This is a genomic window from Aerococcus sp. 1KP-2016 (assembly GCF_002252085.1).
Classification (GTDB): Bacteria; Bacillota; Bacilli; order Lactobacillales; family Aerococcaceae; genus Aerococcus.
In genome coordinates this window covers 1-13851 of record NZ_NEEY01000046.1, presented here as the reverse complement: position 1 = coordinate 13851, position 13851 = coordinate 1, and the positions used below count along the sequence as shown (strand labels likewise).

Genomic DNA, 13851 nt, shown 5'->3' with positions numbered 1-13851 from the left:
GTATTAGGCGAACGAACAATCGTTGAAAAAGTAACGACTGTTGGTGGAGAAGAAACTGCTCGAGAAGTTATCTCAGATGAAATCACAACTGCACCAGTAAATAAAGTGATTCAAGTTGGAACAAAAGTAAGAGAAGTAGTTGAAGAGACTCACACCGAAGAGGTAGCATTTGATACCATTCGTGTCGAGAACCCAGACATGTTAGTGGGGGAAGAAGTCGAGTCACAAGAAGGAACACCAGGAGTTCGTACCATCGTAGAAGAAGTAACGTACGAAAATGGCGAAGAAGTTTCACGGGTAGAGGTTTCTAGTGAAGTTACAAAAGATCCTGTGAATCGAATCATCCAAGTTGGTACAAAAGTAAGAGAAGAGCCAGTGGACCCAGAAGAGCCAGTGGGCCCAGTGGACCCAGAAGAGCCAGTGGATCCAGAAGAACCAGTGGACCCAGAAGAGCCAGTGGACCCAGAAGAACCAGTGGACCCAGAAGAGCCAAATAACACAGATGCAGCAAATGTTACTGTAGAACCTAAAAATCAAGAGTTGCCTCCAACAGGGGTAGAAAGTACAACAATCACTAGTATTTTAGGAGCATTATTCCTATCTATTGGTTCTGCATTAGTTTTCAAAAAGAAAAGGAAATAGTATTTAATTGAATTTTAAGGAAGGGTCAACGTGAGTTTAAAATACGTTGACCCTTCTTTATTGTTAAAATAAAGTAAAAGAAATAGCTGAAGCAGATAAGGAAACCGTAACGATTCAATTGCGATTAAAAACCGCAGTCACAACTGATACGGGGAACCGTATCACAAATAACTTTTATTTAATAATATTCTAGCACATATGTGGGCGTTTACATATGTTAAAGGGATGGGAAAAATCGTTCTTAAAGAGTGAATCATTTTTTTACTGAAAGACTTTAATTGGAGGGCAATATTAGTGTGCTTGCCGGTGATAGATAGTATTGATAAAAGTTTATATAGTGAAGGAAAACTTTGAGGTGGACTAAATGAAACGTATTATTTTTGACATGGATGGGGTTTTGGTTGATTCGGAATATACCTACCTTCAATCGAAAACAGATTTATTACATGAACAAGGATTTATGAAGGATATAAGCTATCAATACCAATTCATGGGAACCACTTATGATTATATGTGGCAAACGATGAAAGATGAACTTGGTTTACCTGATAGTGTGGCATCATATATTGACAAGATGAATCGCTATCGCCAAGCCATGATTGAACGAGATGGGGTAAGGGCAATTAAAAATAGTGTCGAATTGGTCGATGAATTAGGTAAACGTGGTTATCAGATGGCTGTAGATGGCTGTGGCTTCTTCATCACCCAAGTTTGTTTGAAATCATGCATAACCTGAGGCAACTAGGCATTACCTCACAATTTGCACATCTGGTTAGTGGAGAAGAAGTGGCACGTTCAAAGCCAAATCCTGATATTTTTGAAAAAGCAGCTGATTTGTTACAAGTTTCGGCAGATGATTGTATCGTCATTGAAGATACTCGTAACGGTGTGTTAGCAGCAAAAGCGGCGCATATGTATACGATTGGTTTTGCCGACCCAGATTATCCTAAACAGGATTTGAGTAAGGCGGATATCATTGTAACGGATATGATGGATGTGCTAGCCATCGTAGCAGAAAAATCATAAATCCTAGTAGAAACCCCAAAGTTGATAATGGCTTTGGGGTTTTGAAAATTTATTTTCGGTTATGTTAAATTGTTGTAAAATAGCTGAGCATTTTTAAGGGATATGGTAGTATTAGGTTGAAATAGATATTTGCCGTATGCGTAAAGTGAGGAGTAGTGTAATGAATATTTTTCCGATTAAGGCTTTGACTGATAATTATATTTGGATGATTGAAGATTTGAATCAAATCATCGTTGTTGATCCAGGTGAAGCAGACCGTGTATTACAATACTTGGCGGCTGAGCAACCCAAGGGTATTGCCATCCTATTAACCCATAAGCATGCTGATCATGTTGGTGGGGTTACTGAAATTTTAACCGAGTATCCTGACACCAAGGTTTATGGTCCACGTGAGGTTGAAGGGTTTGAGATGACCTATATTGAAGATGGGGATCAGTTCAGTATCTTTAATCATGAAGTTACCGCGCTTTTATCTGCCGGACATACAGAAGGACACCTATCTTATATTGTAGATAGCATGTATTTATTCTCAGGGGATGCTATGTTTTCTGCCGGATGCGGTCGTGTATTTACAGGTGATTACCAAGCGGAATTTGATGCCTTAGAAACGTTTAGCCGTTTAGATGAGGATGTAGCTGTCTTTGCGGGTCATGAGTATACGCTAACGAATTTACGGTTTGCCCATTCAGTGCAACCTGATAATGAGGTACTTACAGAGGCATTAACACAAGTAGAGACTATTATCGCATCAGAACGTCCAACCTATCCATCTACAATTGGTCGTGAAAAAGTGATTAACATTTTTATGCAAGCAGCAGATGTAGCAGAATTTAAACATTTACGTGATTTAAGAGATAATTTTTAGCACAGTTAACTGTAGGGCATCCTGATCAGGGTGCTTTTTTTTAATCGATTTTTTGCCTCAAATAGCTTGTATAAAATATAATAGGACAATTTTGTTTTCACTTTAATGGTTTTTATGCAAGGACACGTTGTACTTTTTTTAATACGGAGATTTGAACTAATGTACAAAATACTTTTAATTCAACGTTTTATCCTTAGATATAATGAAGGCAACATGTTTATTTAGCGCATATATATTTTTTATTTATATGTTGAATTAAATGCAATTGACTTAAATGTTGATGATTACCTATAATAGATATGTGAAACGTTTGCGCATGTTGGTATATGTGCAAAGACGCAAAATGATTTAAGGGAGGAATTATTTTATGTGGACATTTATTATTGGGGTCTCTGCATTGATTATTGGCTATTTCACATATGGGAAATATATCGAAAAAAACTTCGGACCTGATCCAAATAGAACAACGCCAGCTGAGATGCTTACAGATGGACTAGATTTTGTACCCATGCCTAAGTGGAAAAATGCAATTATTGAGTTATTGAATATTGCTGGTACAGGACCTGTTTTTGGCCCTATTATGGGGGCTTTATATGGACCAGTTGCGTATATTTGGATTATCTTTGGCTGTATCTTTGCAGGTGCCGTACATGATTATATGTTGGGTATGGTTTCATTGCGTAATAATGGGGCGCAATTACCGGTATTAGCGGGTAAATATATCAATAAAGGAACGATGCATGTCGTAAACCTGTTTGCGTGTTTACTATTGTTATTGGTGGGTACGGTTTTTGTTCTTTCACCAGCAGCTTTGATTCAAAGTTTGCTACCGGGTAATGTGGCACTCATCATTATTGTGGTTTTAATTTTCATCTACTACCTTATCTCAACTGTATTACCAATTGATCAGGCTATGGGTAAGGTATACCCATGGTTTGGGGCTGTGTTAATCATTTCATCTATTGCGATCGGATTAACTTTAATTTTTGGTGACCACGCTATGATTGAATTAACACCAGCTACATTAGCTAACTTCCATCCGAAAGGCTTAGCAATCTTCCCAGGTTTATTCTTTACTATTTCATGTGGGGCCATGTCAGGATTCCATGCAACCCAAGCACCAATGGTTTCTCGTACAATGGAAAATGAAAGCGAAGGTCGCTATACTTTCTACGGTATGATGATTGCTGAAGGTGTCATCGCTATGATTTGGTTGGCTGCTTCATTAGCCTTATTCGATGGTCAAACATTAAGCGGTATGATTGATGCGGGTACAGCATCTGCAGTTGTAAATGCTGTTTCAATGGAATTATTAGGAGAGTTCTTTGGTACAATCGCCATTGTCGGTGTTATCGTATTACCATTATCTTCTGGTTTATCAGCCTTCCGTTCATTACGTATTATTGTTGCTGACTACATCAATGTAAAACAAGATACTTTACCAAAAATTATGGCCATTACGATTCCAATCTATGTGATTTCATTCTTCTTAACATTCGTTGATTTCAATATTTTATGGCGTTATTTCAACTGGGCCAACCAAGTTACAGCGGTCTTAGCTTATTAGTAACGACACGTTACCTATTCTTGAAAGGTAAAAACTACTTCGTTACTTTGGTGCCGGGTATCTTCATGTTATATGCCGTTGTGGTATATCTATTGAGTGAACCAATTGGATTTGGCTTAGGCTTAAGCAATCTTGCTTACTGGGTGGGGCAGCAATTACTTTAATTATTCTCGCGCTATTCTGGAAACAAGGTATTGACCAAAAAGCGAAATTAGATCCTTCGTCTAAATTAATTAATGACCAGTTATCAATTCAAACGCTTTATCCAGAATTAGTAAATGAAAAATAAATAAAAAATACCGTCTCGGTCTTCTAAGGCCGAGGCGGTATTTTTATGGTGTTTTTTTTATCAGCATAGTCACTACAGGTATATCTTAGCCACCTAAAAGTACACCGATACCATAGGCAACTAGGGCGGCTGCACCACCAATCAGAAGCATCTCCATACCAGATTTAAACCAATTGGTATGCGTTAAACGTGATTTTGATGCACCTAGGATAAATAGGGTGATGGCGGTTAAGACGCATGCAACTGCAAAGGTATTGGCCATCAAAAAAGTATTAGTTGAGGCGAATACGTAGGCAATTAATGGGATAAAACCATATATTAAAAATGAGAAGAACGTTACTAAAGCGTTTCTCATTGGATGTGTTTCGATTTCTTCATCCCCAAACTCACTATTCACACGTTCTTGCTCAAAGATTTCAGGATAATTGGCTAGGGTTGCTGAAATCTGATCGGCGTCATCCTTTGAAATGCCTTTTGCTTGGTAGTTTGCAGATAATTTAGCCACTTCACTTGAAAAATCATCCTTAAAATCAAGACGCCGTTTTTTGATGGCATTCTCAACAAACTCTCCCTCAGACTTACTTGAAAGGTAGTCACCAACGGCCATAGATAAACCATCTGCTAATAGATTGGCGAAACCAAGGATGATGACTACGTCAAGTGATAAGGCACCACCAGTTGCCCCCGCAACGACGGCGAAGGTAGTGACAATACCATCGAGGCCACCGTAAACCATACTTTTCACGTAATTGCCATTCATCAAAGATTCTTTTTTACTTTGTTCACTCAATCGCTACACCTCCATAAGTATTTAGTTTTATTATATCGCTTTCATATATAGATGGTGGGTTGGTTTACTCACAGATGATTCAAAAAGGTGAAAAAAAGCCCTCAACGGCTAGAATTGTATGGAAACCTAGTCGTTGAGGACAATTTTGTTTATAGATTATTCAGCTGTTGTGTCACTAGCAGAACTGAAGCTTGTACCAAAGATATTATCTACGATAGAAAGGATACGGTCCCAAATACCTAGTGAATCTTCTTTTAACTGTTCAGTATCTGTATTGGCAATTGCTGAACTAGCTGTATCCGCTACATTGCTTGCTGCAGAACTTGCTGCGTCAGATAAAGAACTTGCAAGGTTAGATAATTGTGCCTTTTGTTCATCTGTTAATTCAAGGGCAGAGAAGTTTTGCATTTGATCGATAATGGCTTGGATATTTTCTTGTGAAATCACGCCATCTAAATTGTAGTTGTTAATGACATTATTTACGATAACGGTAATTTCATCCACTGAAATATTACCACCATTTTCTTCTTTTAAGCTAGCTACTTCAGATTTAATATCAGCAATAGCTGCATTTAAGTCATCATCAGAATAACCTGCTGTATCTTGATTTTCTTCGGTGATGGCAGACGTTACGGCTAATTCATCTTGTGCCACTTCACGTGCATCTGCATCTAATGTTTGGCCAGCACTTTCAAATGCTTTATATACACCGGCTAAGGCACCTGAACCATCCACTTCTACTGCGGAAGCGACTTTAATATTTACATCTACTGCACCAGCAGTAATGGCAGCATTTTCGTACTGTGCTTGTGTAATGCTAGTAATTGTATCCGGTGTGGCAATCTCAACTGTTACACCACCATCATTATCTGCAGCTGTAATATAGGCAGATGAATATACTTGTGAATAAGGATAGCTATCTTGAAGTAAGTCATTTAACTCACTAACTTGTACTTCGATTTCTTCAGTGCCATCTTCAACACCTAACAGTTCCTTTGTTTCTTCAAATTGACTATCAGTTAATGTCTCTCCATACGTAAACATTGGATCAATTGCGACCCGGTCGGCTGACTTACTTGGTGCTAAAATAGCTAATCCTAGCGCTAATACACCACTTGTCAAAGCTAATCGTTTTGTAAATTTTTCCATGTTCTATTTCCTCCTACTAACCTGGTGGGCACCCAATGTGCTTTTGGTTGGTATCCTCATTTTACCATGTTTTCAAAATGAGATTTTTAGGAAATAATTAACAAGCTTGTAATTTATTTTAAAGATTGTAAATGCCCGTCTAGTGGTTTTTTATCCAATAAAGAGTATATTTTTGCTATAATGAGTGTGACGCATGCAAGGAAAAACGAAATTTTTCTTAAAAATGCTTAAAATAAGTGACAAGCTGCGCGTTTAAAAGTATGATTTAAGCTACAGCGCAGATTTTTTGGAGGGATATAAAATGGATATTGAACAGAAAAAAGAAATGTTACGCATTTTAGCACAAGATGCTCGGCTAGCACCCAAAACAATCGCCAATATGATTGACGCAACTGAAGCGGAAGTAGTCGCTCAAATCGAAGCTTATGAAAATGAGAACGTGATTGCTGGCTACCATACAATGATTAATTGGGATGTTGCTGACGACAATTTATTATCAGCAATGGTTGAAGTGAATGTCGATTTACATCACGGTGTATCGTACAAAGAAGTGGCTGAAGCAATCTACGAATATGACCAAGTAGAGTCACTTTACTTGATGTCAGGTGCTTACGATTTCTTATTACTTACAAAACGTTTAACAATGCTAGATATCTCTAAATTTATTTCAAAACTCGCTTCAATTGATGAAGTTAGCGCAACAACAACACATATTGTAATGAACCGTTATAAAGAACAAGGTGTCGTGTATAAGGACATTGAAGAAGACGGTGGACGAATGGTGATTTCACAATGACAAAATCTCAAAATCAAACCGTATTAGACATGCAACCCTCTGGTATCCGACGTTTTTTCGATATTGCTAATGAAATAGAAGGTGTCATTTCATTAGGGGTAGGTGAACCAGACTTTCCAACACCTTGGCCAATCCGTGAAGAAGCAATCCGGTCAATCAAAAAAGGTAAAACCTACTATACAGCGAACGCCGGATTGATTGAATTACGTCGTGCAATTTCAACCTATCTATCAAATAAATATGACATCCATTATGATGCACAAACTGAAGTAGTCGTTACTGTCGGTGGATCAGAAGCGATTGACTTAGCTTGCCGTGGATTGATTAACCCAGGTGATGAAGTACTGGTGATGGATCCGTCATACGTTTCATACGTACCTTCAATAGAATTAGCAGGGGGTATCCCAGTGCCAATTCAGTTGCCAAGTGAACATGATTTCATCTTACAACCTGAAAATATTGAAGCAAAAATTACAGACAAAACCAAAGCGATTATCTTAAACTATCCAAATAATCCTACTGGTGCAGCAGCATCTCGAGAAGAACTAGAAAAAATAGCGGACGTTATCAAGAAACATGATTTATACGTGTTAACCGACGAAATTTATTCTGAAATTTGGTATGCCAAAGATAAATACACTTCCATTGCTTCTTTTGATGGCATGAAAGAACGTACCATCTATATCAATGGTTTTGCCAAAGCTTTCTCTATGACAGGTTGGCGTATAGGCTACCTATGTGGGCCAGAAGTATTGGTAGAACAAATGTTAAAAGTACATCAATTTACCATTATGGCAGCCCCAACCGTATCACAATATGCTGCAATCGTTGCCCTAGAAGAATGTGACAATGAAGTAGAAGCAATGCGTAAAGACTACTTACAACGTCGAAACTTCCTATTAGGTCGTTTCCGTGAAATGGGTATTCCATGTTTCGTACCACGAGGCGCTTTCTATACCTTCCCGGATATTCGTGAATTCAATATAACCAGTGAAGAATTCGCCTTAGCTTTACTAGATGCTGAAAAATTGGCAGTTGTGCCAGGTACAGCTTTTGGTGCAGGTGGTGAAGGCTTCCTACGTATTTCATATGCCTATTCCATCCGTGAATTAACCATTGCTATGAACAAAATCGAAGACTTTATTACCAAATTACGTGAACAAAAATAAATCAATAAAAGCGGGCGGAATCTGAGATGATTCTGACCACTTTTTTGCATATTTATTAATGAGGTTTTGGCGTATTGTGGAAAAGGGGGTACTATTTTCAAAAATAGTATCCTTTTAATATTGAAAGTGGTACTTTTTCTAGCAGTAGTATCCTGGTATACGCGTGAACGATACTATTGCAACGAATAGTATCCTATTCAGGAAGCCGCAGAAACTATTGAGCAATATAGTAGCGAAATCTACAATTTTTAGTATAGGATAAATGCTATACTGCATGTTTGCCCCTCTTAAAATGACATAATGAAATAAAAACGAGCCTGACGTAATTGTCAGACTCGTTTTTCATTATTTATAATCAACATCTGGTGAGTATTCGTTGGCTGCATCCCATAACAGGTATTCATTGGCACCGTTGTCGATCACGGCATCAATTTGTTCCTGTACTTCAGCAGGGCCGTATTCTTTCCAGGTACCATCCGCTAGGTATGAAGCGGTAAAGTCTTGTAACCATGGACGTGAAATGGCTGGAGAGTCCAATTCTTGCATCAAGGTATTTTCTTTTTTCATATAGGCATCTACGACTTCATAGGGATGTAAGTCAGGGTAATCTAAACCAAAGTAACCTGGTCCCCAGTGAGAAGGGTAGATCATAGCGGAGATAGCATCCACATTCTCTGCCATCATATTAAAGTTTTGCCCGATACCTGGGGTTGCTACAACATCTGTTACATAACCGAACATATCTGCAGAAACATGTACACCGTATGGTTTCAGTTCTTCACGCGCATAGGCCAAGAAATCGGCAATGACTTGTTGACGTGCTTCGGTGGAATCTTTACCATATTCAGCATAATCACCCATATCATACGTTAGGGTTTCGCCAAAGGTTTCGAAAGCTTCTGGGAAACGCACATAGTCGAATTGAATATCCTTGAAACCTGCACGGGCTGAGGATTTTGCCGTCTCCACTAGATAAGCCCAGTTGTCTTTGTTGTATGGGTTTAAGAAGGCGTCGCCACCATCATTGGTCCACACTTGACCGTCTGCTGTAAGGAAGCTACGTTCCGGTTCAGCCGTTGCTAGGTTGGTATCTTTAAATGTTGTGATTCGTGCGATTGGATAAATTTGTTTGTCTTCAAAGGTTTGCATCAATGTTTTACCATCAATAGCATTCGTTTCAGCAGCATTCACTGCTGCACCTTCCGTTGGTAAATCCATGGTGATATTACCATAGTCATCTTTGACATCTAATACGACCGTGTTTAGATTAGTCTTATCTAAAAGATCGATATTTTGTTGATATAGCGTAGGATTCGTCACACCATCTGCTGATAAGTAAATACCTTTCACACCTTCAGCAGGGTAGGCAATATCGTAACCAGAGTCATAAACAAATTTATCAGGAACATTTTTAGGTGTCGCTAATAAATTGTTTTGGTTGGCTGATAATTCGGCTGCAGCCGCTTCATTGTCGCTGGAAGTAGTTGAGGCACTACTTGCACTCGATTCAGGCGCACTTGACTCACTGGCTGTCGACGCAGAGGATGATGATTGGGCTGTATTTGTTTCATTTGCTAGACCGTACCATTCTGTGCGGATACCGATAATTAACAATAAACTGATAATGATCCCGGCAATTAACGATAAGACGAGCTTCCAATTAAATTTTGGTCCGTGTGGGGCCGGCTGTTTTGACTGTGTGGGTTGATTTGATTGATTTTGGTCCAAAGTATTGGCCTCCATTCTTCTTGAATAACTTTAGGCTTCAGGCTGAGCTGATAACTTGGCTAAGTTTGGTAGGACTTCTGCCAATATTTCTTGTGATTTTTGGTATTGGCTATTGATACCCGCCATACCATCTGTGAAAACAGTTAAGTCACTATCTTCAGCTGCAAGTTGCGTATAATACTTGTTCTCTGCTTCAAGGACGGCTTGATAATTTTCAACATAGCTGGACATCTGTTCGTCAATGCTTACAACAAGATTACGCATTTCGCTGAAATTCGAAAAATCTTCCTCAGCAGTAAAATCCGTTTCATCAAACTCTTTTAGCGTAGTCGCCTTATTATGTAGGCTTTCATAATCTTTTTTAAGGGTTTCAAAGGCCTCTTGACGAGCACTCAAATTTGCACGGGTCTCCCCTTGACCTTTTTCAGTCAGATTAGCTAAGCTTTTATCCGCGGCTAAATCTGTCTCGAAGTCAGCTTGTAAGTCTGCTTCATTAGCCTGAATAGTCTGCAAGGATTCAGTCATATCAGCGCCTTCTTGTTGGGCCTGACTAATCACTTGGTCAGGTGAAGCCGCGCAGGCAGAAAGAAGGAGGATACTTAACCCAGCTATCGTTAGACTAGCTTTTTTCTTCATCTTCTTATTTACTCCCATCTCATTAAATTTGGTATATAATGACTAATAAATCATATCATTATGTTATCATACGTGATTTTCTAATAATTCTCAAGAATTTTCTAAGTTAGGTCTTTAGTCCCTATCAAAGGCCATCATATTCGTTATAATAATAGATAGTAAAACATCATCGGCGTATGATAACTAGTACTTATTCTAACAGTTATTTAAGCGCTTTCGTGTAAACAGATGGTAAGTTTTAGCTAAAAATTACATTAAATCATTTCATCGAACAATAAAATGAGGAGTTGGAGCCCATGAGCAAAAATCTAGACAAGGCCAGATTGTGGCGACTAGGACTTGCAGCGGCCGCGACAGGTATCGGCTATGTGTACCATGCCATGAGCCAAGAACGGTCATTGAAAAGTAAAGTCATCCAAGACGGCTTACGTGTGAAGAAGGAGGCGGATCGTTTTATGCCAGCGAATAAGAAAATCCAAGCAACCGAAGCGTATGCCAACCGTCCCAAAAATCACGAAGACTTATTCTTTATTACACGCGATGATAAGGCGCAAATTCTTCGTGGAAAAAAGGGTGTACTCATTGATTTAGAGACTAACGTGTTGTCGTTAACGACTGCAAGTCCTTGGATTATTTATTTCCATGGTGGTAGTGGTATCGATACCTTACAAGAAAAGGAATGGCATTTTGTCCAAAAGTTGGCCAAATCTTTTGAAGGTGAAGCTTATGTTTCTCCGGTGTTAATTAGATCATTTGCTAATCATAATATCATCGATGAAGCCAAACGCTTGAGCAATCTGATAACCGAGATGGCTAATCAAATGGGACGGAGTGTCGACCAATTGTACTTTGTGTCGAGTGACACGGGTGCGATACCAGCCTTACTGGTGGCTGATTTCCTCATCCAAGATAAGTTGAAAATTGAACGTGTATTCCTTTTATCCCCATGGCTAAACGGTACCTTCGAGGATGTTACAGTGAATCCTAAAGATGTGTTGTATGATGCTACCAGAGTGAATGCCGTCAAAACGATATGGCAACAAAAAAATCCGGTGCTCAACTATGCGAAGATGCCAACGGAAGAGTTGCCAGCAATTGATTTTGTGAACGGTACGGACGATAGTTTTGCTTGTGATGGACATTGGTTGTATAAACGATTACGTGCCCATAATCAACAAAGTAATTATTATCAATTTGACTTTATGCACCATCAATTTTACTTAGATGCCATTCCAGAGAGCCAAGAAGTGATCGAGATTATCCACCAACAAATTATTGGTGGCGAATAGGGGTGTCAATATTGGCGCTGAATGATGGAACTGCTATAATAAGCCTTAAAGGAGTGATTTTATGATACCTGGTATGTATTTTGACTGGACCATCGTCCTCATTATTATTGGTGGGGTTATTGCAAGTATCGCTAGTGCAAACGTAACCCGCACATTTAACAAATATAGTAAATATACAACAGAGAAAAGAATGACTGGTACCCAAGTTGCAGAATATATTTTGCAATATTCAGGTATTACAAATGTACGTGTGGAACGTATTGCTGGTAATTTAACTGACCATTACGATCCAACAAACAAAGTATTACGTCTTTCTGATGCAACAGCTGATTCAACTTCAATTGCAGCTATTGGTGTTGCAGCCCATGAGTGTGGTCATGCTGTTCAGGATGCGCAAGGGTATTTCTTTATGACTTTGCGTCAAAAAATTGTCCCAGTTGTCAATATTGGCTCTAATTTTTCATGGCCTATTTTGATTATGGGTGCAATCGCTGGTTTCAATGAAACGTTAATTAATATTGGTATTATTTTGTTCGCCTCAACATTGATTTTCCAATTGGTTACTTTACCAGTGGAATTTGATGCCTCAAATCGTGCCTTAAAAATCATGGAAGAGGGTAATATTTTAACGGCAAGCGAATTACCTTATGCGCGTAAGACTTTACGTGCAGCTGCCATGACTTATGTTGCAGCTGCAATTGCGGGCGCCTTATCATTACTACGTGTCTTGATTTTATTTGGTGGCCGTTCACGCGACTAATTTTTTTAATGAATAGCCCGTGCAACAACCTTGGAAGATGTCATTTCAAGGTTGTTTTTTTGTGAAATAGGTCCTAGGGTTGATGTGATCATTCAGAAATTTGGTAAACTACTAGTATATTTAACAAGACAATTCAGCAAAAGGAGGTGGCAAGTGGTGAACGGAGATATCAAACAAAATGCCAAAGATACCCTGATGACAAACCGAGCTTGGTTTATTATATTTACGTTGATTTTTGCGGGACTATATTGGTTCCTTGGTTTGGTCCAGGCAGCTATAACAGCAAGTATTTTTCCTGTGATTGTCATTTTCTTACTATTCAATCTTATTTTCTTCGCCGGCACGGAAATGGTCTATTTACGGTCATTAATGATCAAGAATAACCAACAATCCCTGCGGTTCTTCCGTGATATGGTGCGTCCTTTCTTCAATGATGCTTTGCGTTACGGTTGGGCCAATTTCATAAAGGGTGTATATCTTGTGTTGTGGTCATTGTTATTTTTTATTCCAGTAATTTATAAATGGATGGCCTACGCGCTCAGCAATTTTTTGATTATCGATTTCCCTTTGTTATCTACGAATGAAGCAATTACTGAAAGTCGACGCTTGATGCGTGGTCGAAAAGTCCAATATATTTGGTTGCATATCCGTTTCATTGGTTGGTTTCTCTTAATTCCAATCACACTAGGCTTAGCATATTTCTATGTGAAGCCGTACTATACGTTGGCATTGATTAATTTCTATGAACAGGCCTTAGAAGAAGAAGGGTATCCAGAAAAAATTAGACATTATGAAGAAGCACCAGCAGCTGCTTCTAACAGCAATCCTCGCGAGTTTAATAGATCTCGTAGGAAAATTTACGTATCCAAGAAGCACCAAGAACAAACCAATCACACCTATGAGCATAAGAGTTATCGCTATGACGATGAAGGTTGGGATGATTTTTAAGATGATAAAATAGGTGGGGACAATAATACAGGACAGCCATTACCGAGGAAGCCTTGTCATGTATTAGTTTAGAAAACTGCGATTCTAATATGAACCTGCCATTCTCTAATTTTGGGCGTTTTTATCTAGAATAAATAGCAATACTATAAAATATGTTATTTTTTTTATAGTATCTATTCCCATAGTTGATAGATTTT

The 13851-nt window shown here is 38.7% G+C and carries 11 protein-coding genes and 2 pseudogenes; 9 read left to right on the top strand and 4 right to left on the bottom strand.

Annotated elements, in window-relative coordinates; genetic code table 11:
- The 4 genes and pseudogenes from B9P78_RS07805 to B9P78_RS07790 all read left to right on the top strand — a co-directional run.
- Positions 1-642: G5 domain-containing protein (locus B9P78_RS07805; protein WP_148138593.1), on the top strand; the 642-nt coding region annotated here is incomplete at its 5' end.
- A 364-nt stretch (positions 643-1006) separates the two neighbouring features.
- Positions 1007-1668, top strand: a pseudogene (locus B9P78_RS10725) (HAD family hydrolase).
- A 160-nt stretch (positions 1669-1828) separates the two neighbouring features.
- Positions 1829-2533, top strand: coding sequence for a hydroxyacylglutathione hydrolase (gene gloB, locus B9P78_RS07795; RefSeq protein WP_094518919.1), 705 nt, complete (start codon positions 1829-1831; stop codon positions 2531-2533).
- Positions 2534-2900: 367 nt separating this feature from the next.
- Positions 2901-4389: pseudogene (locus tag B9P78_RS07790) on the top strand (carbon starvation protein A).
- A gap of 85 nt (positions 4390-4474) precedes the next feature.
- Here the strand turns inward: B9P78_RS07790 and B9P78_RS07785 are convergent.
- The gene (locus B9P78_RS07785) at positions 4475-5179 is read right to left on the bottom strand and encodes a VIT1/CCC1 transporter family protein (protein WP_094518918.1); all 705 of its coding nucleotides are present in this window, start codon (positions 5177-5179) and stop codon (positions 4475-4477) included.
- A 156-nt stretch (positions 5180-5335) separates the two neighbouring features.
- Positions 5336-6328, bottom strand: coding sequence for a DUF1002 domain-containing protein (locus B9P78_RS07780; RefSeq protein WP_094518917.1), 993 nt, complete (start codon positions 6326-6328; stop codon positions 5336-5338).
- 301 nt (positions 6329-6629) lie between these two features.
- Here B9P78_RS07780 and B9P78_RS07775 point away from each other — a divergent pair, with 301 nt between their 5' ends.
- Positions 6630-7124, top strand: a complete 495-nt coding sequence (locus B9P78_RS07775; RefSeq protein ID WP_094518916.1) for an Lrp/AsnC family transcriptional regulator — start codon at positions 6630-6632, stop codon at positions 7122-7124.
- Positions 7121-8293 carry an aminotransferase class I/II-fold pyridoxal phosphate-dependent enzyme gene (locus B9P78_RS07770; RefSeq protein WP_094518915.1) on the top strand — a complete coding sequence of 391 codons (1173 nt, stop codon included), beginning with the start codon at positions 7121-7123 and terminating at the stop codon, positions 8291-8293. The genes B9P78_RS07775 and B9P78_RS07770 overlap by 4 nt, the downstream gene beginning before the upstream one ends.
- A 345-nt stretch (positions 8294-8638) precedes the next feature.
- On the opposite strand, the gene B9P78_RS07765 is transcribed toward B9P78_RS07770, so the two are convergent.
- Both B9P78_RS07765 and B9P78_RS07760 read right to left on the bottom strand, forming a co-directional pair.
- The gene (locus B9P78_RS07765) at positions 8639-10021 is read right to left on the bottom strand and encodes a putative glycoside hydrolase (RefSeq protein WP_233487790.1); all 1383 of its coding nucleotides are present in this window, start codon (positions 10019-10021) and stop codon (positions 8639-8641) included.
- A 30-nt stretch (positions 10022-10051) separates the two neighbouring features.
- Positions 10052-10657: a YkyA family protein gene (locus tag B9P78_RS07760; protein ID WP_094518913.1), complete on the bottom strand. Its 606-nt coding sequence runs from the start codon at positions 10655-10657 to the stop codon at positions 10052-10054.
- A gap of 296 nt (positions 10658-10953) precedes the next feature.
- On the opposite strand from B9P78_RS07760, the gene B9P78_RS07755 reads away from it, so the two are divergent.
- The 3 genes from B9P78_RS07755 to B9P78_RS07745 all read left to right on the top strand — a co-directional run bounded on the left by B9P78_RS07755 (position 10954) and on the right by B9P78_RS07745 (position 13654).
- Positions 10954-11946 (top strand): alpha/beta hydrolase, encoded by a 993-nt coding sequence (locus tag B9P78_RS07755; protein WP_094518912.1) that lies wholly within the window; start codon positions 10954-10956, stop codon positions 11944-11946.
- Positions 11947-12007: 61 nt separating this feature from the next.
- On the top strand, positions 12008-12706 hold the full coding sequence (locus tag B9P78_RS07750) for a zinc metallopeptidase (RefSeq protein ID WP_094518911.1): 699 nt from the start codon (positions 12008-12010) through the stop codon (positions 12704-12706).
- 153 nt (positions 12707-12859) lie between these two features.
- Positions 12860-13654, top strand: coding sequence for a DUF975 family protein (locus B9P78_RS07745; RefSeq protein ID WP_094518910.1), 795 nt, complete (start codon positions 12860-12862; stop codon positions 13652-13654).
- The last annotated feature ends 197 nt before the right edge of the window (positions 13655-13851 follow it).